Consider the following 21,708-nt stretch of genomic DNA (forward strand, 5'->3'; position numbering starts at 1 on the left):
GTCACCCAGGGTACCGACTACGAGGAGACGTCGCCGATGCAGTAACCCTGCTTGCCGGACTTCAGGGTGAATGTCCGGGTCTGTTCGGCTCCGTCGGTGGTCAGGACCGAGGCCGACACCGAGACGTAGGACCCGCGCAACGTCTCCGAGGTCAGCGACTGGTCGACGAAGGACTGCACGTCGTCGAGTTTGCCGGGCTCGGCGGCCAGCGGCGGCGTGGTGGCCCGGCCGGCGCCGGTGGGATCCCAGGTTCCGGCGGTCGCGGCGCAGCGCAGCGGGTGGGTGGCCTCCTTGTCGGCCGGGTCGAGCGGCGTCCCGGTGACGCGGTCCAGGTACCGGCGGACGGTGTGCCGGGCGTCGGCCTCGTTGAACGTCGGCGTGGTTCCGGCGGCGAAGACCCGCGGGCAGGCGTATCCGGCGTCCACATCGGTGCGCTGCGCGACGACGGTGACCGCGCCGCGGCCGGTACCCCGCCAGGTGATCGCCGTGCCGTCGTCCACGCCGGGCCGGGCCAGGGCGGCCAGGATGGCCTTCTTGTCGGTGTACATGGACTGCACGTTCTGCGGCGCCAGGGGCCAGCACTTGGCCTGCAGCCGGGCCGTCGACGTCGATTGCAGATCCATCGCCCAGCGGGTGAGCGCGTCGGCGGCGTCGGAATCGGGTTTGGTCAGCGAGACGGTTACCTCGAGTTCGCCCGGCTTCGGCTTCGGGAGGATCGGCGCGGCCGCCGCGTCGGCGGACTGGGGTGTGGGCGATGTCGCGGACGAGGACACCGGGGCCGGTGGTTCGTCGGCGCTGTAGTCGGTGCCCTCGATGCCCACTCGTGAATCGCACCCCGCGACCAGGCCGGTCGCGATCAGTGCCAGGCCCCCGGCCAGTGCGTATCGGAGACGTCCACGCGTAGCCGGTCGGGGAAATTTCACTGCGGTGAACCTCTTTCCTGTAAGCGCTCGCCGTTGTCGGATGGATGTGTGTGTGGACCAGAACACACGCCTGGGTGTAGCCCGATGTGCCGAGGACTACGCTAGCGGAATTGTGGAACCCGTCTACCGGTCGATCATCGGCCTGGCCCGCACCATATTCTTCGCGCAGGGGCTGAAATTCGATGTCCGAGGGGCCGAGCGCATCCCCGCCGTCGGTGGCGCGGTCATCGCCATCAATCACACCGGCTACATGGACTTCACCTATGCCGGGCTGCCCGCACGCACCCCGAAACGGTACATCCGATTCATGGCGAAGAAGGAGGTGTTCGACAGCGGCGTCTCGGGTCCGATCATGCGCGCGCTGCGGCACATTCCGGTGGATCGCTCGGCCGGGGCGGACTCCTACAAGGCCGCGCTGGAATATCTGGCGCGGGGCGAGCTGGTCGGGGTGTACCCGGAGGCGACGATCAGCCGCAGCTTCGAGATCAAGGAATTCAAATCCGGCGCCGCGCGCATGTCGATCGAATCGGGTGTGCCGATCATCCCGATGGTGATCTGGGGTGCGCAACGGGTGTGGACCAAGGGACACCCCAAACGCTTGGGCCGCACCAACACTCCGATCCGGATCGCGGTGGGCGAGCCGATCGCGCCGCCCGCGGTGGGCGATGAGGACATCGCCGAGGTGGCCGCGGAGCTGACCACGCGGCTGCGCACGACCATGCAGCAGATGCTCGAGGAGTTGCAGCAGGGTTATCGGCTCGAACCGGGCGCATACTGGGTTCCGGCTCGATTGGGCGGAGGTGCGCCCACACTGGAGGAGGCGAACGCGATGGACGCCGCGGACGCCGCCGCCAAGGCCGAACGTGCCGCGGCGAACCGGAATTCGGCTACCGGCGAACCGGATCGGTAGTCCGGCCGCGAGAGTGGATGCACAGGAGTTGTAAGCATGGCGCGCGAACCCGTATTCGACGTTCTCACCGGATTGGTACGCGGTGTGTTCCGGGCGCAGGGACTGCGAATCGAAATCACCGGGCAGGAACATATTCCGCGCTCCGGCGGCGCCGTGCTGGCCGTGAACCACACCGCCTACCTGGATTTCATGGAGGTCGGGCTGGTGGGCCGCGGCTCGGGCCGCAACGTCCGGTACATGATGAAGGCCGAACTCGAGCATGGCATCGTCGGCTGGCTCATGAAGCACTGCAAGGCGATCGGCGTCGATCGCAGTCACGGCGCGGAGTCGTACGAGCGGGCTGTGACCGCGTTGCGGGGCGGTGAGATCGTCGTCGTCTATCCGGAGGCGACGATCAGCCGCAGTTTCGAGTTGAAGGAATTCAAATCCGGCGCGGCGCGCATGTCGATCGAATCGGGGCAGCCGATCGTGCCGATGGTGATCTGGGGCGCGCAACGCGTCTGGACCAAGGACATTCCGAAAGAGCTGGGCCGCAACCATTTCCCGGTCCACATCCGGATCGGCGAGCCCATTGCCCCGCCGCCCGGTGAACTCACCGCCGCCGGGGTGGACGAGCTGACCGCCGAATTGCGCTCGCGCATGGGCGATCTGCTCGAACTGGCGCAGCAGGGATACGAGATGCCCGAGGGCGCGCCCTGGGTGCCCGCCCGGCTCGGCGGCAGCGCGCCCACCCCGGAGCGGGCGGCGGTGCTGGATCAGGAGGAACTCGCCCGCCGCCGGGCCGCGGCACAGCGCAAGGCGGCCGGCTGAGCCGAGGCCGGTCTGTCCTGCCGCTGGATTCGGTGGGTTCAGGATGGGGTGCCGTAGATCGAGGTGTCCCGGGGGTGGCTGCCGAGCGATCCGCCGAGTGGGATTGCCGCGTCGAGGATGCCCTCAGCCGTGCCGATCCCGAATGCGATGGTTGTCGTGACGATCGGCTGGCTTCGTGCCGGATCGGGATCGGTTCTCACTGTGCGACAACCTGATTCACCGGAGCGATGGAGTGTAGCGCACGGCGCGGCAACGGACAAGACATCTCGAACCGCTGGTCTCGGGGTGGGGCGGTCGACCTCGATTGGGATCGATCGCGTTGTGGGAGGGGTTCGTAGTGGGCGTTCGGCGCTGTCGTCGGCCTCGGGCGGGATGGATCCGTTCGTATTCGGAGTTGTCGGACCGCTGATGCCCGGGGCGGGATCGGCCGGGTGCGGAAGCCAGGATCGCGGCGACGTGGAAGTGGGTTCGCGGACGCGGCGATGCGCTGGACGATCGGGTCGGAGATGTCTGTGGGTATCGCTTGCGTCGCGGTAGTTCTGCTGGTTTCAGCGGCGAATCAGCTGCGGAGTTCGGTGGCGCAGGGAGTGGAAGCGGGCAGGGCGCCGCGGAAGTAGGCCGAGGGGGCGGTGCCCATGAGGGTGCGGAATTCGGCGGTCATGTGGGACTGGTCGTAGTAGCCGTGGGTGGCGGCGGTGGTGGCGAGGGGAGCGGCGGTGGGATCGGCCAGGACGCGGTGGAGGCGGCCGATTCGAGCGAATTGCTTGGGGGACAGGCCGATTCCGGTGGCGAAGAGGGTGCGGAGCTGGCGTTCGCTGACGGCGAGCCGGGCGGCCACCTCGGGGACCGGGATCGACCGCGCGGTCAGGACCGCGGTGGCGGCGTCCAGCAGACGTCGATGCGCGCGGTGGTCCGCGTCATCGGAAAGTGCTTGTGGCAGTGCGTATTCCAGGATTCGAACCGCCTGGTCCGGGGTGCTGTGCAGCAGCTGGTCCTCGAATCCGGCCAGCGGGCCCGGGAAATCGGCCAGCGGGCGCACCCGGTCGGTCAGTTCGACCGCGGCGACGCCCAGTAGGGGTCGCACCGCGGCGGGGGCCAGACGTAGTCGCTGACATGCCGCGGACTCCTCGGCCCGCTTGTACGTCGCACGGGTGCGCGGGCCGACCACCACGACGTCGCGGCGGCCCGAACGCTCGGCCCGGACGACCACGGTGGTCACCGCCTGGGGGATGTGCGTGAACGGTTCGGTCAGATCGTCGAGGAACGGGATGCGGCCGATGCCCGTGACCCACGGCCGCAGGGCCGCCGGAGCCTCGCGCAGCTGCTCGAACTGCTCGGTGGTGCGCACGGGCGCGATGGACAGGACGCTCACCCGATCGACTGTAGGCGCGCCGGGCCGCCGGTGGTCGTGCCGAAATTTCCTATGGCGGCGGCCCCGGACCACACCAGGCTGGAGTTCATGATTCTGGTTACGGGTGCCACGGGCACCATCGGCGGTGCGGTGGTTCGGCAATTGGCCGGGCGCGGCGAGCGGGTTCGCGCGTTCACGAGGAATCCGCAGGCGGCGCGGATGCCCGACGAGGTGGAGGTGGTGCGCGGCGACTACACCGATCCGCCCTCGGTCGCCGCGGCCATGGCCGGTGCGCGGGCGGTATTCCTGGTCAACGTCCCCGCGCCGGGCAGGCCCGACACCGATGCCGCGCTGGTCGCCGCGGCCCGGTCGGCGGGTGTGTCGCGGCTGGTGAAACTCTCGGCCATCGGCACCGGTGATCCGGCCCTGCGGGATTTCGCGAACTGGCATGTGCCCGGCGAACGAGCGGTGCGCGAGAGCGGTACGACGTGGACGATCCTGCGCCCCAGCGCATTCGCCTCCAATACCCTCGCCTGGGCCGAGGCGATCCGGACCGGCGAGCCGGTGCCGATCCGCACCGGGACGGGCAGGCAGGGGGTGATCGATCCGCGTGACATCGCGGCCGTGGCGGTCGAGGCGCTGCTGTCCGCCGAGCACGCCGGACAGGTGTACACGCTGACCGGATCGGAGGCGTTGTCCGAACCGGATCAGGCCGGCGTGCTGGCCACCGAACTGGGCCGCCCGGTGGCGCTCGCGCCGCTGTCGCGGGAGGCGGTGCTCGCGCATCTGCGGGCGCGCGGGATGTCCGAGGAGTACATCGAGGTGGTCATGCGCGGTTCGGAATTCATCCGTGACGGGGGAAACACCACGGTCACCGACGACGTCCGGCGGGTCCTCGGCCGTGCGCCCCGGACCTACGCGCAATGGGTGCGGGACCACCTCGCGGCGTTCACGGATGAGAACGGTGGCGCCTTCGCGACATAACGGACTGGACGGATGTTCCAACACGCGGTGCGGCGCGCCGTGTCTCCTTGATGACAGGGCCGCAACCTGCCATTTCATGGCGCATGTCGGACCGAGTGGATACGGTCGGAGATCATGAGCCGCTATGTGATGCCGGCCGAGTCCGCGCCGCATGCCCGGACGTGGCTGGCGTGGCCGGCCAAGGAGTCGGTCTGGGAGAAACTGCTACCCGCGGCGCGCGCGGATGTGGCACGACTGGCTCAGGCCATCGCCGAACACGAACCGGTCGCGTTGCTCGCGCGGCGTGAACATGTCGAACAGGCGCGCCAGGTCGTCGGCGACGGGGTCAAGGTCGTCTCCGCGCCGCTGGACGACTTATGGGTGCGCGATACCGGAGCGACGTTCGTGACCGCGCCCGACGGCGATGTGGTGGGTATCGATTTCAATTTCAACGGCTGGGGGCAGAAGGCCGAATATCACCTCGATGCGCGAGTCGCGCGAAAGATGCTGGAATACGAGGGAATCGAGCGGGTCGTCGCGCCGATCGTCGCCGAGGGCGGATCGCTCGAGGTCGACGGTGAGGGCACACTGCTGGCGACCGAGAGTTCACTGGTCAATCCGACGCGCAATCCCGGCAGCGACCACGACGAGATCGAGCGGGCCCTCGGCGATCTGCTGGGCGTGCGAAAAGTGGTGTGGCTGCAGGGCGTTGCGGGCGGAGAGGTGACGGACTGTCACGTCGACGCGGTGGCCCGGTTCGCCCGGCCGGGTCTGGTCGTGGTGGATCGTCCGGTGGATCCGGATCGCGACGACTTCTTCGCCCGCGCCGCCACCCGCGCCCGCGAGATCCTGCGCGACGCCACCGACGCCGCGGGCCGCGGTTTCGAGATCATCGAACTGCCGCAACCGAATCGGGCCGATATGCCCGGCACCCGCGGCGCGGAGTTCCTCTACACCTATGTGCACTTCTACGTCGGCAATGACGCGGTCTACCTGCCCGCATACGGCGACCGTCACGGTGACGATCGCGCCGTGGGCATCCTCGCCGACGCGTTCCCGGGCCGGGAGATCGTCCCGGTGGAATTCAACGCGGTCGCCGAGGGCGGCGGCGGAATCCACGCGGCCACCCAGCAGCAACCCGCTTGACGGACAGTCAGCTGGGGTCTGAGCCCCGGATTGCGGAGAACCACACGGCGACACCTGCGGCGACGGTCGCGGCTCCGATGAAGGCGGGGAAGCCGCCACCGGCGACGTAGACCCACAGCAGGGCCGCGAATGGTGCGGCTACGGCGAATTGGCCGTCCAGCAGGAGGCGTCGGGTGAAGCGGGATGCGTCGGCGGCGTGGGCGGGGCCCTCGGGATCGGGGCGGGTGGGGTTGTCGTGCAGGCGGCCGAGGGGCTCGCGTTCGCGTACCGGGCCCGAGGGGTACAGGCGCACTCCGTCGAAACGCACTGTTCCGTCACGAAATTCGGCAGTCGAATCGGTCGCGGTGACCAGCGAGGGATCGAAATAGACCGGCAGCCAGCGGGTTCGGCCGTTCGCGGCGAGTTCGAGCCAGGAGCGGCTGAGCAAGCGGTGCTGCTGACGTATCCGGCGGCAGGACAGGATGTTTCGCCCCCGGGTGAACTGCTGGGAGTCGGACGGTTCGAGATCGTCCGGTGCCGAGTCCGTCGGTGTGGAATCGGTCGGCTCGGACCGTATTCCGGGATCGGTATGCCAAGGCAGCACCCCCGACGCCACCATCAACCGAAATGCGCTGTACACCACCACAACCAGCGCGACCGCCCCCAGCATGCCCAACTGCTCCGAATCGGCGAACGGCGCCCAGGCGAGGCAGATCACCAGGGCGCCGATCGTCGTCAGAACCGGATAGGCCAGCGGATGGCCCGAGCCGGAAATCACCTCAGGAAGCCGACTTTCGTCCAATCGGGGGTGGCGAGGCCGAACGCGCCGATGTTGGCCAGATCGGCCCGGGTGGCGTAGGTGCCCGACGCCTGTTGCAGAGGCAGCGAATACCCCTCCTGCCAGATCAGCTTGTCGCATTCGTTGGCCAGCTCGTTGGCCTTGGTCGGATCCAGCTCGGAGATCGTCTTGTCGATCAGCTCGTTGAGCTGGGTGGAACCGATGCGCGCCTTGTTGCTCTGCAGGTTGTTGGGGTCGTAGTAGTAGATCTGCTGCAGCGCGGTGAGCGGGAGCGCACTTCCACCCCAGCTGAACTGCGCCAGATCGAAGTTCCCGGGATCGATGACATCGGTGAACAGCCCGGTGCCGGGCACGGTCTGGATATCCACCTTCACCCCGACCTTCGCCAGATCCTGCTGCACGATCTTGGCGGTGTCGACCCATTCCTTCTGATCGAACATCACATCACGCAGTTCGAGCTTCTTGCCGTCCTTCTCGCGGACGTCACCGTTCAATTTCCAGCCGAGAGCGTCGAGTTCCTTGGCAGCCGCGTTCGGGTCGAACGCCACCGGCGCCGAGTTGTCCTGATACCCCTTCTGCCCCTTCACGAAGATGTGGTTGTTCAGCGGCGTGGGATTGTCCACGATGCCGGTCTGGGCCTGGGTGACGATCGCCTGCCGATCGATGGCCTTCGAAATCGCCAGTCGCAGTGCGGGATCGGACAGGAGTGCGCCCGGTGCGCCGTTGAAGGTGATATGACTCCAGCTCGGTTCGGGTGCGCGCCGGACCACGACGCCCGGAGCGTTCCTGGCCGCCACGACGTTGGGCAGGCCCGACATGTAGGTGTAATCGATCTCGTTGTTCTGCACCGCTCCCAGGACCGCGCTCTGATCGAGCCTGGTGAACGTGATGGTGTCGAGCTTCGGCTTCGCACCCCACCACGTGGGATTGCGCTTCAGCACGATCCTGTCCTGGGTCCGGTCGATATTGTCGATGACGAAGGGACCCGAGCTGACCCTCAGGTCGTTGCGGTCCACATCGTTGAACGCCTGCGGATTCCCGGTTACCGACTTCGGGTACAGCGGGCCGAACATGCCCTGCCACTCCGCGTACGGCTTGTTGAACGTGACGACGGCCTGCCGGTCGTCGACGCCGCGTTCCACCTTCGCCACCCGCTCGAAGCCCGAGGTGGAACTGACCTGGAACCCTTGGTTGGCGCTGCCCAGCGCGTGCGCCTCGGACTGCAGATCCGCCCAGGTGATCGGGGTGCCGTCGGACCATACCGCCTTGGGGTTGATGGTGTAGGTGACCTGCTGCGGATTGGTCCCGGTCAGCTTGATATCGGTGAAGTAGTCGTGATCCACCGACATCTCGCCGGAGGCATTGCTGACGAACGCCGTCGGCAGCATCGGATCGATGATCGAGGCGATGTCCGCGTCTCCGCCGTCGATATGCAGATAGTTGAAGGTGGCCGGGAACGAGCTGATCGCGAGCCGCAGATTGCCGCCGTCGCGTAATGCGCTCGGGTCCTTCGGATTTATGTCGTTGGTCTTTCCGACATTGACATTGCCCGTCTGATTGCCGGCCCCGGAACTACATCCCGACAACACCAATCCGATGGCGACCGCCGGGATCGCTAGCGGGACCAATTTCGAACGAATCCGCATGGATCGATCCTTCCGTCGGGGCGGCCTCATTTCGCGAAGCCGATCGAGGTGTAGTCGTAGCTGCCCAGGCCGGGCGCGCCGATATTGGCGAGGGTGGCCCGGGTGGCCCAGTTCCCCGGGTCCTGGGTCAACGGCAGGGAGTGGCCCTCGGCGAAGATCTGGGTGTCGACCTGATTCGCCAGGGCGATGGCCTTGTCCGGATCGAGTTCGGTGAGCGCCTTGTCGATCAGATCGTTCAGCGCGGGCGAGCCGATCCGGCCGAAATTGCCCTGCACGTTGTTCGGATACAGGCCGAATTGCTGCGGAATGCTGTTGAACACGAACGCATCACCCGACAGGATGTATTGGGCAGTGTCGAAGTCGCCCGGAATGATCACATTGGTGAAGTAGTCCTGTCCGGGGCGGGTGTCTATGGACATCTTCACGCCGACCTTCGCCAGATCCGACTGGATCATCTTGGCGATCTGGATCCAGACCGGATCGTTGTACATCACGTCGCGGAACGTGAGCTGCCGACCGTCCTTCACCCGGACATCGCCCTGCAGTTTCCAACCCAGGCTGTCCAACTGCCGCGCAGCTGCGGCCGGGTCGTAGGCGACGGGGGCCGAATTGTCCTGGTAGCCCTTCTGTCCCCTGACGAAGATGTGATTGTTGAGCACCTGCGGATGATCGGTCAGGCCCGCCAGGCTCGTGTCGGCGATGGCCTGCCGATTGATCGCCTTCGAAATCGCCACGCGCAGTGCTGGATCGGACATGATCGAACCCGGCGCGCCGTTGAACGTCAGCCAGCGCCACATATTCATGGGCGCGTGCCGCACTTGCAGGCTCGGGGTGCGCCGGGTCAGCAGGACGTCGTTCAGATTCGTCATGCGCGCGAGGTCGAGTTCGTCGTTCTGCAGGGCCGCCGCCCAAGCCGACTGGTCCAGCACGCTGTAGGTGACGGTGTCCAGCTTCGGTGGCGTACCCCACCATTTCGGATTGCGCGCCAACACCATTCGGCGCTGGGTGCGGTCGATCGACTGCACGATGAAGGGGCCAGCCGTCGGGCCCATGTGGTCGACCAGACTGTGATTGAACGCGTCCGGGGTGCCGGTCACCGACTTCGGATAGAGGATCGAATTACCCGAGTACTGACCGCGCCAGTCCGCGTACGGGGTGGTGAAGGTCAGCACCGCCTGCCGGTCGTCGACGCCGCGCTCGACCTTTTCGACCCGATCGAAACCGTTGCTGATGGCGATCAGGTACCGCTTGTCCCGTCCGTTCAGGGCCTGCCAGGTCGCGGCCAGATCCTCCCAGGTGACCGGGGTGCCGTCGGACCACACAGCCTTCGGATTGATGGTGTAGACGACCTGCTGCGGATTGGTATTGGTCAGCTTGATATCGGTGAAGTAGTCCGTATCGACGGTGAGCTGTCCAGCGGGGTCGGCCTTGAACGCCCGCGGCATCGTCCACCGGATGAGATCGGCTGCCTCGCCCTCGTTTCCGTCGGCGGACTGCACATTCCAGTTCGACGGGATGGAGGTGATGGCCAAGCGCAGATTGCCGCCCTCGCGGACCTTGTCGCGCGGCTGCGGATTGATGTCGTTGACGGTGCCCAGCGTCGACGAGCCGGTCGAACCCCCCGTCCCGGACGAACACGCCGCCGCCAGTGCCGATACCGATGCCGCCGCGACGACCTTGCCGAATGTGCGCCTCTTCACGAACCTTGCTCCTACCGGGCGACGACGGGAATCGGAACCGCGTCGATGAGCGCGCGGGTGTACTCGTGCTGCGGATCGGTCAGAATCTGTTCCGCCGGGCCGGTTTCGACGATCTTGCCCCGATACATGACCGCGATGTCGTGCGCCAGATTGCGGACCACCGAAAGATCGTGCGAGACGAACAGATACGACAGTCCGCGCTCGGCCTGCAAGTCGCGCAACAGGTTCAGCACACCGGCCTGAATGGAGACGTCCAGTGAGGACACCGGCTCGTCCAGCACCAGGATCTCCGGATCCAGCGCCAGCGCCCGCGCGATATTGATGCGCTGTTTCTGCCCGCCGGAGAAATCGGCCGGGTACCGGTCGACGTGCTCGGCCCGCAGGCCGACCTGTTTCAGCAATTCCGGCACCCGCGAACGGATTTCCTCGCGCGGACGTCCGGCGATGCGCAACGGTTCGGCCAGCGCGTCGAAGATCGGCATGCGCGGATCGAGCGAGGCGGACGGGTCCTGGAAGACGATCTGCATCTTCGCCCGGATCTCCCGGCGGCGGGCCTTGGTGAGTGTGGCGACGTCGCTGCCGAGCACCTCGATCGTGCCGCCCTGCGGTTTCGCCAGCTCCATGATCTCGGTCAGCGTGGTGGATTTGCCGGAGCCGGATTCGCCTACCAGCGCCAGTGTCCGGCCCGCGCGCAGTTCGAAACCGATCCCGTCCACCGCGCGCACTTCGCCCCTGCGGCGGCGCAGGATCACACCCGAGGTGATCGGGAAGACCTTCGTCAGCTCCGAGACCCGCAGTACCACATGCGAATCCGTCTCGACCTCGGCCTCGGGTTCGGTGATCTCGCGCTGATAGGCCGAGAACAGTTCCGCCGAACCGATTTCCGCGGTGCGGATGCAGGCCGCGCGATGTCCGGGCGTGATGTCCTGTAGCGGCGGTTCGGCCGCGCGGCACTCGTCGATGGCGACCGGGCAGCGCGGGGCGAAGGGGCAGCCGGACGGCAGCGCGTGCATGGCCGGCGGGGAGCCCTCGATGGGAATCAGCGGTGTGCGCGCCGGACCGTCCATTCGCGGGATCGAGCCGAGCAACCCGACCGTGTACGGCATCCGCGGGGAGCGGAAAAGATCTGCGGTACCGGCGGTTTCGACGATCTTCCCGGCGTACATGACCGCGACCCGATCCGCGATGGTCGCGGCGATGCCCATATCGTGGGTGATCATGATGACGCCCGCGCCGGTGATGTCGCGCGCGGTGCGCAGCAGGCCGAGGATCTGCTTCTGCACCGTGACGTCCAGCGCCGTGGTGGGCTCGTCGCAGATGATCAGTTCCGGATCGTTGGCGATGGCCATCGCGATCACCACGCGCTGACGCATACCGCCGGAGAATTCGTGCGGGAATGCCCGCGCCCGCGCCCGCGGTTCGGGAATCCCCACCAGGTCGAGCAGTTCCACCGCACGGGTCGCGGCCTGCTGCTTGGACATCGAACCGTGCGCGAGCAGCGCCTCGGCGATCTGATCGCCGATCCGGTACACCGGGGTCAGCGCCGAGAGCGGATCCTGGAACACCATGGAGATGCGGCTGCCGCGATAGGCCGACAGGGTCTTGTCGTCCATGCCCAGCAATTCCTTGCCGCGCAACCGGATCGAACCCTGCACCCGCGCCTGGTCGGGCAGCAGCCCGATCACCGCCAGCGAGGACACCGATTTGCCCGAACCCGATTCGCCGACGATGGCGAGCACCTCACCGTCGGAGACGGAGTAGTTCACCCCGCGCACCGCGTCGATGCGGCCCTCCTCACCGGGGAAGGACACGCGCAGATCCGAAACTTCCAGCAGCGGAGCGGTGGTGGTTTGCCGCGCGGCCGCCGTGTTCTCGGTGGCTGATGTGTCGGTCATGAGGACTGGGTCTTCCGCTCGGTCTGCTTCGGGGCCTTCGGCGCCTTGCGCCGGGCCCGCGCACGGGAGGAACTGGGGTCGAAGGCATCTCGCAGCCCGTCTCCGACCAGGTTGGCGCACAGCACGATCGCGATCAGGAAGCCGCCGGGGAACAGGAACAGCCACGGAAAGGTCAGCGCCGATTGGGAATTCGCCGCGATCAGCGTGCCCAGTGAGACGTCCGGCGGCTGGACGCCGAATCCCAGGTAACTCAGGCCGGTTTCGGACAGCACCGCGGCGCCCAGGGCGAGCGTGGTGTCGATGATCAGGAACGAGGCCACGTTGGGGACGATGTGGGTGACGATCAACGAACGCGTCGACGCGCCCATATATCGTGCGGCCCGGACGAATTCGCGATCACGCAGGCTCAGCGTCAGCCCGCGCACGATGCGCGCGCTGATCATCCAGCCGAACGCGGCCAGCAGCAGGATCAGCAGCGGAATCGATCCGCTGCCCTTGGTGCGCGGGGAGAAGATCGCGATGACGATGAAACTGGGCACCACCAGCAGCAGATCCACCAGCCACATGATCGTCCGGTCGGTCCAGCCGCCGAGCAGTCCGGCCACCGCACCCGCGGCGACGGCGATGATCGAGCCGAGAATCGCCACGCAGAAACCGATGATCAACGATTTCTGCAAGCCGTGCAGGGTCTGCGCGAGCAGATCCTCACCGCTGCCGTCGGTGCCGAACGGATGGCTCGGGCTCGGCGCCTGATACAGCGCCGCGTAGTCCATGTGCCGGTAGTCGTAGGGCAGGACCGGCGGCAGCGCGAACGCCGCGATCACGATGAGTAGCAACACGATCGCGCCCGCGATGGCGGCCTTGTTGCGCAAGAACCTGCGCCACACCAGTTTACGGCGTCCGGCAGCGGCGGGCTCGGGCGCGCCCTGTACGAGGATTTCGGTATCGGTCACGACACACGCACCCGGGGGTCGAGCATGGCGTAGACGATGTCCGAGAGCAGGCCGGAGACCAGGATCACCAGTCCCGCGAAGGTCGTCACCGTGACCACGATGTACAGGTCCTGTCCGTTGATCGCGTCCACCAGCCATTCGCCGACGCCGTGCCAGCCGAAGATCTTCTCGGTGAACACCGCTCCGGTGATCAGGCCGCCGAGGCCGTAGGCGAACAGCGTCGCCATCGGGATCAGGGCCGTGCGCAGGCCGTGTTTGTACAGCGCGCGTTTTCGGGTCAGGCCCTTGGCGCGGGCGGTCCGGATGAAATCGCTCTGCAGGACGTCGAGCATGGCGTTGCGCTGATAGCGGCTGTAAGCCGCCATCGAGCCCAGGGCCAGGCCCAGCGTGGGCACGACCATGTGCTGTAGCCGGTCGACGAACTGGTTCCACAACCCGTCCACCGCCGAGGCCGAGGTCTCCCCGGTGTAGAGGAAGATCTGCTGTCCGGTTGCCGTATTGAGTTCCAGCGCACCATATTTCAGCAGGGTCGCCAACAGGAAGATCGGCGTGCTCAACACCAGCAGCGAGATGATCGTGGTGAAATAATCGCTGAATCTGTACTGCCGGATCGCTCCCGCCGCGCCGATCAGCACACCGAGCGCGGTGCCGATCACCGAGCCGATCACCAGCAATCGCAGGCTCACACCGATCCGGCGGCCCAGCTCCTGACTCACCGGCTGGCCCGCGAGGGTCTGGCCGAAGTCGCCGTGCACCACCACATCCTTCACCCAGGTGCCGTAGCGCGGCAGGATCGGCTCGTTGAGATGGAGTTCGGCGGCCTTGGCATCGATCACCGACTGCGGTGGGCGCGGATTGCGCTGCTCGAGACTGTCCAGCGGATGGAACGTCATCGATGCGAGCGTGAAGGTAAGGAACGAAGCGAGCACCAACAGCACGACATAGTTCAGCGCACGTCGTAGCAGAAAGCCGGTCATCGGTCCCCTCGGGTCGGTTACTAGCCCCCGATCATAGGGATAGTTATTCCGGCGAGCGCGTTACGCACGATCACCTCACGTTCGATTGCGAGATATCGTGCAGAGAAGGTTCATGCCGTCGGGCGGTCCGGCGGCACAGACAGGGGGCTGTTCGGTGAGTTATCCCCAGTATCCGGGCGGCTATCAGCCGTATCCACAGGGCCAGGGCATGGAACCGAGCAGCGGAACGGCGATGGCGGCGGGTGTGCTCGCCTCGCTCGGTGCGGCCGGGCAAATTCTCGGCGGCGCACTGGACATCGTGGTGGGTAGCGCTCTGCCCGATTTCGACGACGAGGTGCTGCGCAATTCCTGGTTCTCGGGCTATCTGATCGGCATCGGTGTGATCGGTCTCATCACCGCGGGTCTGCTCGGGACGGGTGCGGTGCTGATGTTCCGGCGCAAGCCGCTCGGGCGGATCCTCATCACCGCCGGGTGTGTCGTCACGATCGTCGTGGGCGTGGCCTCGTACGTCGTGTTGTACGCCGGAGGTGTGGGCGCGCCCGCCGGTTCGTTCCTGATGGGCGGACTCGGGGGACTGGTCGGGCAGGTGTTTCCCGTCATCACCGCGATCCTGACGCTGCTGCCCGCGACCGGGCGTTGGCTCGCGCACGTTCCCGGGCAGTCGACGGGATATCCCGCGCCGTATCCGGGGCCGGGCGTGCACCCGGGATACCCGGTGCCGACCCCACAGTATGTGGACCCGTTCCGGCCCAACCCCGCGCCGTATCTCGGACAGCCTGGTCATGGAGCGCCGTACGGAGGACAGCCGTGGACGCCGTATGCGGGTCAGCCTGGCCTGGGTGCGACGCCGCCGTATCCCGGGCAGCCCGGTCCGGGTGCGACGCCGCCGTATCCCGGGCAGCCCGGTCCGGGTGCGTCTACGCCGTATCCCGGGGAGCTTGGTCCGGGTACGTCGCCGCATGCCGGTCAGTCCGGTCCGGGTGTGTCGCCGCCGTATCCCGGGCAGCCTGGTCCGGGCGTGACGACGCCGTACACCGCTCAGTCCGGTCCGGGTGCGTCTACGCCGTATCCCGGGGAGCTTGGTCCGGGTACGTCGCCGCATGCCGGTCAGTCCGGTCCGGGTGTGTCGGCACCGTATCCCGGGCAGCCTGGCCCGGGTGCGTCGACGTCGCAGCAGCCGACTTCGGATGCGTCGACGCCGTCTGCGGGTCAGCCGGGGCCGGGGGCTGGTCAGCCCACACCGGCCGCAGGTGGGGCGCCGCGGTCTCCGGACTCCGGGGCGACGCCGAATTCGAACGAGCCGACGCCCTTTCCCGAGGTGCCCCCGCTCGGCGCGAGCGAGGACCAGTGGCGACGTCCGGGGAACTGATTACTTCCCCACGCGCGTTTCGGGCAGGATGGAATAGGTGACTCGCCGGAACTCGCCCAAGCCCAAATTGGTGGCCACCGATGTCGACGGCACGCTGATCGATCGGGCCGAGCAGGTGAGTCCGAGAACTCGGGCCGTGGTCAAGGCGTTGGTCGACGACGGTGTGCATTTCGTTCTCGCCACCGGGCGGCCGCCGCGCTGGATCGATCCGATCGTGGACGGGCTCGGCTACCCCCCGCTGTGCGTCTGCGGTAACGGCGCGGTCGTCTACGACAGCGCCGCCGACCGCATCCTGCACAACAGTTCGCTGGATGTGGAGAATCTGGCCTGGCTCGCCGAACTCGCCGAACGCGTCCTGCCCGGTTGCGGTCTGGCGGCCGAGCGCGTCGGCGAGACCGCGCACGATGCGGCCACCCCGCAGTTCGTGAGCTCGCCCGAATATCAGCACGCCTGGCTCAATCCGGACGATACGCAGGTCGCCCGCCGGGAGGTGATCGCCGCCCCCGCCATCAAGATGCTGATCCGGTTACCCGGCGTGGTCAGCGCCGATATGCGCACTGCCCTCGAACCGCACCTCGACGGCCGCGCCGACCTCACCTATTCCACCGACAACGGCCTGATCGAACTATCCGCGCCGGGCGTCACCAAGGCATCGGGCCTGACCATGGTCGCCGAACGCCTGGGCGTCGAGCACCGCGACATCATCGCCTTCGGCGATATGCCCAACGACGTCCCGATGCTCCGCCTCGCGGGTCACGGCGTAGCCATGGGCAATGCCCACCCCGAGGCCGTCGCCGCCGCCGACGAAATCACCGGCACCAACTCCGAGGACGGCGTCGCCCGCGTCCTGGAACGCTGGTGGTCCAGCTGAATTCGTGGCACTCCGGGCGAATTCGGAGTTGCCGAAACCGAATTCACGTCACCGGAACGTTTTCGCCGGTCGAACCACTTCGCGGTCGCCGGGGCCGAGTTCGTGGTGGGGCGAATGCGGTGGGGAGCTGGGCCTTCGGCCCGGAGTCGAGTGCGTTGTCCGTGAGGTGAATCCGTGTCGTTCGATGCCGGTCGGTTGGTCGAGCCACTTCGTCAGTGCTGGAATCGAGTTCGTGGTGGGAGTACGCGGTTGGGGTGGGCCTTCGATCGGGGGGCGAGTTCATTGTCGGTGAGGTGAATGCGCGTCGCTCGATATGCAGGCCGGGCCTTTGCTCCACAGCGAGTCCGTGTTACCTCGGCTTCGCGGCGTGGTGAGTCGTGTCGATTCGTGGCCGAGGTGAGTATGGATGCGCTCCGGCTCTTCCGCATTGGAGCTGTTCACGAAAGCCCTTGTGTGACAAGGCTTACCGATCGCCGGGCGATGCCGCTTCGGGGCCGGGTGATGTTCTGCTCGGTGTGTTTCCGGTGGCCGGGGTTGTTCGGGGGCTCGTCGGGGTTGCGGGGTTCTGGGTTGGGATCGGGTTCGTGGACGTGTCGGAATTCCGCGACTGGTTGGAATCGTCTTGTGACACATCGCTGTTCGCTGCGATAGGTGACCGTCTTGTCGCGGATGCGGCGGTGTCGGCGGCTATTTTGCGGATGCGGTCCATCTGGGCGTAGGCGGCGTTGCCGGGGCAGGCGGTCTTGCCGACGTCTCGGTGGGCGAAGATGGTGGGGAGTTTCACCGCCGCGCCCTTCTTGTACTTGGTGTAGCTGGTGCCCTGGGAGTACAGGGTGGTGGTGCTCAGCGGGTTGAGTCCGGCGAGTTCGGTGCGCCAGCCGATGAAGCGTCCGGCGGCCTGGATCGCGGCGTCGGTCGGGGGCTGGGATTGGAAATCGCCCATCAGGGCGACCCCGGCGGTGTGCTGATTGAAACCGCCCGCGTGTGCGCCCTGCACGGGTTTGCCCAGGCCACCGGCGCGGCCCTCGTAGATCTGGCCGTACTTGTCGATCAAGGCGTTGTAGCCGATATCGCACCAGCCCAACGTTTTCGCGTGATAGGCGTAGATCGCGCGGACGATGCCCGGCGATTCGGCGGCGGTGTAATCATTGCGACCTGCGGTGTGGTGCACGACGATTCCGCTCAGGCCGTTGTCGTAGGTCGGTTTGTCGCACAGCAGCGAGGGGTCCGCGCCCCACTGCGCGCGGGTGATCACCTTGGGGCCACCGTCGGACAGCGGCGCGGCGATCGAGGACAGCGCCGCGTCGGACGGGCCGTGCCCCGGATCGATCAGCACGGCGGACAGATCGGTCGCGGTCGCCTCCCGGGCGTGCCCCGACGTATCGGCCTCGTGTGTGAGCAGAACCTGCACGTCCTTGGTCCGGCCGACGTAGATCGGCTCGGTGCCCGCGCGATCGGCCGTGGTCCCATCGGTGGGCCCGGTCTCGATCGGGTCCGCCGGATACCAAGCGCCCCACCGACCTTCGGCATCGCGCGCCCGGATCATCGCCGTCGTCCCGTCCAGATCCTTCGCGGTCAGCGCCACCATGCTGAACGGCTTCTCCCGCGTGACCTCCTTGACCTGCGCGCCCACCTGCGCCGCCACATCCGGCGAGACCGCTCCGGGGGCCAGCGCCGGTGCGGCGGGATCGGCCCCCGGCACCAACGCGGGATCCGCCGCCGCGTTCGGTACGGCAGACGTCGCGTCGCCCGAGTTCGCCGACGTCGGTGCGGGTTCCGGGACGGCGGGCGACACCGGATAGTCGACCGGCACGACCACGGATCCCGCCCCGAATCGCGTGGCCACAGCGGGTGCGCCGTTCACATGATGCGTATCGGCTGGAACTCGTTGCGCCGCTGGAGTTTGCCGTGTCGCCGCAACCCGGACGGCCGGGTCGGCTGCGACTTCATCGGCGCGCACGTCCGGTCGCGCGGCCTCGAAGCGGGTCGCGGTGGCAGGCGGTGCAGTCGTTGCCTCGGGCTGTGTTGCCGAGGGGATGACATTCGGGGCGGATTGCGCGGCCGTCGACGTTCGGGGGTCCGTCCGAACTGCCCAGGGCGCGGAGATCCGTTGTGTCGCTGAGGAATCAAGGAGCCGGGTGAGCTGCGTCGTCGGTCGTGTGGCGGCGACAGGTGCGCGGCTCGCGGCCTGCGGTGCTGCCGGGAACTCCAGTGCCGCTGGGACCTGAGGTGTTGCGGAGGATCGTGGGCTGGGTTGCGGGGCGATCGGGGCTCGAGGAGTCGGCTGGGTCGCTGTTCCCGGGCCGGGTGCGGAGGGGATCGGCGGGGCGTAGGGGAGTGGGGCCGTGGTCGGGGTTGGTTGGGTGTCTGGGACTTGTGGGGAGAGTGGGGCCTGGATGCCGGGTTGGGGCGTCGGCGTTGCTGATTGTGCTTGTGGCGCAGTGGGAGTCGGGCTGGGCTGCGGGCCGCCGAATTGGGGTAGCGGGATCTCGGCGGGGAATCCCGGGGGCAGGGGCAGGTTCGGGGGGATCGGGATCGAGCTGGGGAGGGGGAGGCGGCGCAGGTCGGACAGGTGCAGGTCCGGGAGGTTCAAACCGGTGAGATCGTGCAGGGGCGCGATGGCGTCGGGGGCCGAGGACAGCAGGACTTCGGCGAAATGCGCAGGGATAGCGGAGAAATCGCTATTACCCGCGTTTCGGTAATCTGGCGAATTCTGCATCGCGATCGTGGGCAGCGGTGCGATCACCGCGAGTGTGGCGACGACGGGGAGAACGTACGACCTTTTGGGTCTGCGATCGGGCACGAGCTGCTCCATTCAGGTAGAACCGGCGACCGTCAGCCGGGAGGCCATGGTTGATTCCTGACGGATCAAGCGTCACACTGGTCCCAACTGTTACAAATCTAAGCCTTTGGTAGAGGATTAGATGGCAATAACTCGAATGTAGCTTTCCGATCGACATCCAGCGGGTAGGCGGGCGGAGAACGGCCCGGCGGTCCTGTCCGCGGAATCCGTGGGAGTGCGTGATGACTAGCTCGAAACGTCCGAGGATCGCTCCGATGCGCCACGGAGGGCTGTGGCGCAAACGCCGGCGCCGGCGTGTCGCGATGGCGGGCGGGATGGCCGTCGCGCTGACCGCCGGAACCGGCGCCCTCTACTGGGCGTGGCCCGATGCGGCGCCGTACCGCACGACCGCGGGCGTGGACGAGGGGCACGGTCGCGGAATGAGCCAGTTCGGCGCTTTCGACCAGGCCAAATCGGGGCAGAACGCGGTCGGCATATTGCAGGGCTATTACCCGGGTGCGCAATTGGCCACGATCGGGCCGACCATGGTGCGGGTGCGGCTGATGGGCCAGGACAACAAGCCGCTGGACGTCTACTCCGATTCCGGGCTGAGCGTCGCGGGCCGGCGCGTGCTGCCCGGCCAGGTCGCCCATCTGACGCCGACCTCCGGCGGCGCCGACGTCACCATCCTGTCCGGCTGCGGCGGGGATGTGCTGTGGCAGGGGTCGACCGCCGATCCCTGGGCCTATCCGATCGCGCCCGGCGTCAACCGTCCGGCGGCCGAACAGCTGAAGATCTGCGGTGCGGGCGGATATCGGGGCGCGCTCGGCGTCGCCCTGGAGGGGCAGGACATCCGTACGGTCGATCGCGTCGACACCGAGGACTACCTGCGCGGCGTCGTCCCCACCGAGATGTCCGCGGACTGGGCCGATCAGGGTGGCGGCGAGGCATTGCGCGCACAGGCGATCGCCGCCCGCTCCTACGCCCTGGCCGAGACCCGCTACCCGTACGCGCAGACCTGCGACACGCAGGACTGTCAGGCGTATTCGGGGACCAGCCGGGAGGATCCGCGCACGGATGCGGCCGTCCGCGCGACCGCGGGTCAGGTACTGCTGCGCGACGGTCACCTGCTGCGCAGCGAATACTCCTCGGCCCCCAACGGCGTGCACCCCATGGACGCCGGCATGTTCGAAATCGGCCCGGCCCCAGCCGAATTGACCCCCGGCGACCCGATCGCCCCCGCCGACCCACCGGCCGCTCCCCAACCCGCGCCCGGCCCCAGCGCCATCGATACCAAATATGCCCAAACAGGCGGTCCCACAGGAATTTTGGGTGTGGCGCTGGGCCCGGAGTCGCTACTTCCCGGCCACCGCGGCACGTTCCGCTTGTTCCGCAACGGCGTCATCATCGCCACCCCGGCCCTGGGGGCACAGGTCGTCGACTTCACCAGACTCCTGCAACTGGCCCCCGGCGTCGCAACCAGCCAGGGCGCCGCAAGCGCCCCCACACCGAACGGCACAACCGACCAGTCCGCTCAGACGCCCCCCGCCCAGGGCCAACCCACCACGAACTCCGACTCACCCGCCCCGACTCCAGCAGCTCCCGCACCCGTTCCCGCCGCTGCATCGGCTCCGGCGGTTCCGGCGGTTTCCGCTCCGGCTCCGGCTCCGGCTCCAGCGGATCCTGCTCCGGCCCCGACTCCGGCGGTTCCGGTTCCTGCTGGTATATCGGCTCCGGCTGCGGCGGTCCCCACTCCCACTCCGGGTGGGGTCTCGGCTCCGGCTCCCGTTCCTGCTGGGGCGTCGGCTCCTGCTGCTGAGGTTCCCGTTCCTGCTGCGGCGTCGGCTCCGGCGGTTCCGGCTCCCGTTCCCGCCGCAGCATCGTCCCCGACTTCCGCTGCCCCCGTCCCGAATGCAACCCATCCCGCGTCCGATCCAGCACCTACCCCGGCCGCCCAGGACCCGTCCGCGCAACCGACTGCGGTCGCACAAGCACCGATATCAGCCACACCCACCCGATCAGCCCCGGATGCGACCGCGCAACCGCCATCTCCGCAGGTCCCGTCGTCCAACGCTGCGACTCCCGGTGCCTCGGCTCCGGCCGCCCCCATCGCCCCGGCCGCCGATTCGCCGTCGGCCCCGAGCTCCGCGCAGGCCCCGGCGGAACCCGTCCCGGCTGTTCCAGAGGCGGCGTCGCAATCTCCGTCGCCGCAGGTTCCGGGCTCGTCTCCCTGGATCCGTCCTTGACTTCTATCTTGGTGCTTCGGCTCCAACTCCCGGGGTTCCGGGGTCCGTCGTACCGGCCGCCGATGCGCCGTCGGTCACGACCTACGCGCAGGCTCCAACTGCCTCAGGTCTTTCGGAGGCTGTGGTGCAAGTGGTGCAATCGCCCGTCGCCGCAGAGGTTCCGGGTTCGTCTGGCTGGGTGCCACCCCTGTTTTCGATCTCGGTGCTTCGGCTGCGGGGCGACTCCCGGTCCGGCTCTCATCGCCCGGCCGCGGATGCGAGGTCGGCCCGGGCTCCGCGCACGTTGCGGTTGCACAACGTCCGGGCGAGTTGCACGGTCCTCGGTTTCGTCTCAGACGGTCGGTACAGATGCGTGCGAGGTGACTCGTATGTGTTCCTGCCCTCCTGT

17 protein-coding genes are annotated in these 21,708 nt (G+C 67.6%); 7 read left to right on the forward strand and 10 right to left on the reverse strand.

Annotation, left to right across the window (positions count from 1 at the left end):
- Window positions 1-17: 17 nt before the first annotated feature.
- On the reverse strand, window positions 18-923 hold the full coding sequence (locus tag NM2_RS03090) for a hypothetical protein (RefSeq protein ID WP_157120857.1): 906 nt from the start codon (window positions 921-923) through the stop codon (window positions 18-20).
- A gap of 112 nt (window positions 924-1,035) precedes the next feature.
- Here NM2_RS03090 and NM2_RS03095 point away from each other — a divergent pair, with 112 nt between their 5' ends.
- Window positions 1,036-1,833, forward strand: coding sequence for a lysophospholipid acyltransferase family protein (locus NM2_RS03095; RefSeq protein ID WP_067663714.1), 798 nt, complete (start codon window positions 1,036-1,038; stop codon window positions 1,831-1,833).
- Between the two features lie 36 nt (window positions 1,834-1,869).
- The gene (locus tag NM2_RS03100) at window positions 1,870-2,643 is read left to right on the forward strand and encodes a lysophospholipid acyltransferase family protein (RefSeq protein WP_067663716.1); all 774 of its coding nucleotides are present in this window, start codon (window positions 1,870-1,872) and stop codon (window positions 2,641-2,643) included.
- A 38-nt stretch (window positions 2,644-2,681) separates the two neighbouring features.
- On the opposite strand, the gene NM2_RS48675 is transcribed toward NM2_RS03100, so the two are convergent.
- Entirely contained in the window at window positions 2,682-2,843 is a 162-nt protein-coding gene (locus tag NM2_RS48675) for a hypothetical protein (RefSeq protein ID WP_157120858.1), read from the reverse strand.
- 359 nt (window positions 2,844-3,202) lie between these two features.
- Window positions 3,203-4,015 carry an AraC family transcriptional regulator gene (locus tag NM2_RS03105; RefSeq protein ID WP_218025842.1) on the reverse strand — a complete coding sequence of 271 codons (813 nt, stop codon included), beginning with the start codon at window positions 4,013-4,015 and terminating at the stop codon, window positions 3,203-3,205.
- Window positions 4,016-4,102: 87 nt separating this feature from the next.
- Here NM2_RS03105 and NM2_RS03110 point away from each other — a divergent pair, with 87 nt between their 5' ends.
- Window positions 4,103-4,978, forward strand: a complete 876-nt coding sequence (locus NM2_RS03110) for an NAD(P)H-binding protein (RefSeq protein ID WP_067663777.1) — start codon at window positions 4,103-4,105, stop codon at window positions 4,976-4,978.
- 114 nt (window positions 4,979-5,092) lie between these two features.
- Window positions 5,093-6,103, forward strand: a complete 1,011-nt coding sequence (locus NM2_RS03115) for an agmatine deiminase family protein (protein ID WP_067663718.1) — start codon at window positions 5,093-5,095, stop codon at window positions 6,101-6,103.
- A gap of 7 nt (window positions 6,104-6,110) precedes the next feature.
- On the opposite strand, the gene NM2_RS03120 is transcribed toward NM2_RS03115, so the two are convergent.
- Genes NM2_RS03120 through NM2_RS03145 form a run of 6 tightly spaced genes read right to left on the reverse strand, consistent with a single transcriptional unit; the run spans window position 6,111 to window position 14,052 of the window.
- Entirely contained in the window at window positions 6,111-6,860 is a 750-nt protein-coding gene (locus NM2_RS03120) for a hypothetical protein (protein WP_067663720.1), read from the reverse strand.
- Window positions 6,857-8,527 carry an ABC transporter family substrate-binding protein gene (locus NM2_RS03125; protein WP_067663723.1) on the reverse strand — a complete coding sequence of 557 codons (1,671 nt, stop codon included), beginning with the start codon at window positions 8,525-8,527 and terminating at the stop codon, window positions 6,857-6,859. The genes NM2_RS03120 and NM2_RS03125 overlap by 4 nt, the downstream gene beginning before the upstream one ends.
- Window positions 8,528-8,553: 26 nt before the next feature.
- Window positions 8,554-10,227: an ABC transporter family substrate-binding protein gene (locus tag NM2_RS03130; RefSeq protein ID WP_067663726.1), complete on the reverse strand. Its 1,674-nt coding sequence runs from the start codon at window positions 10,225-10,227 to the stop codon at window positions 8,554-8,556.
- 11 nt (window positions 10,228-10,238) lie between these two features.
- Window positions 10,239-12,122, reverse strand: a complete 1,884-nt coding sequence (locus NM2_RS03135) for a dipeptide ABC transporter ATP-binding protein (RefSeq protein WP_067663728.1) — start codon at window positions 12,120-12,122, stop codon at window positions 10,239-10,241.
- Window positions 12,119-13,075: an ABC transporter permease gene (locus tag NM2_RS03140; protein ID WP_067663730.1), complete on the reverse strand. Its 957-nt coding sequence runs from the start codon at window positions 13,073-13,075 to the stop codon at window positions 12,119-12,121. Before NM2_RS03140 ends, NM2_RS03135 begins: the two co-directional genes overlap by 4 nt.
- Window positions 13,072-14,052 (reverse strand): ABC transporter permease, encoded by a 981-nt coding sequence (locus NM2_RS03145; protein ID WP_067663733.1) that lies wholly within the window; start codon window positions 14,050-14,052, stop codon window positions 13,072-13,074. Before NM2_RS03145 ends, NM2_RS03140 begins: the two co-directional genes overlap by 4 nt.
- Window positions 14,053-14,206: 154 nt before the next feature.
- Here NM2_RS03145 and NM2_RS03150 point away from each other — a divergent pair, with 154 nt between their 5' ends.
- Window positions 14,207-15,421 carry a hypothetical protein gene (locus NM2_RS03150; protein WP_157120859.1) on the forward strand — a complete coding sequence of 405 codons (1,215 nt, stop codon included), beginning with the start codon at window positions 14,207-14,209 and terminating at the stop codon, window positions 15,419-15,421.
- A gap of 37 nt (window positions 15,422-15,458) precedes the next feature.
- Entirely contained in the window at window positions 15,459-16,292 is an 834-nt protein-coding gene (locus NM2_RS03155; RefSeq protein WP_067663738.1) for a Cof-type HAD-IIB family hydrolase, read from the forward strand.
- Between the two features lie 463 nt (window positions 16,293-16,755).
- Here NM2_RS03155 and NM2_RS48680 read toward each other — a convergent pair whose 3' ends face one another.
- The gene (locus NM2_RS48680; protein WP_369690297.1) at window positions 16,756-18,138 is read right to left on the reverse strand and encodes a peptidoglycan recognition protein family protein; all 1,383 of its coding nucleotides are present in this window, start codon (window positions 18,136-18,138) and stop codon (window positions 16,756-16,758) included.
- Between the two features lie 1,211 nt (window positions 18,139-19,349).
- On the opposite strand from NM2_RS48680, the gene NM2_RS03165 reads away from it, so the two are divergent.
- Window positions 19,350-21,320 (forward strand): SpoIID/LytB domain-containing protein, encoded by a 1,971-nt coding sequence (locus tag NM2_RS03165; protein WP_067663742.1) that lies wholly within the window; start codon window positions 19,350-19,352, stop codon window positions 21,318-21,320.
- Window positions 21,321-21,708: the final 388 nt, after the last annotated feature.

This window comes from Nocardia miyunensis NBRC 108239 (assembly GCF_001613065.1).
Taxonomy (GTDB): domain Bacteria; phylum Actinomycetota; class Actinomycetes; order Mycobacteriales; family Mycobacteriaceae; genus Nocardia; species Nocardia miyunensis.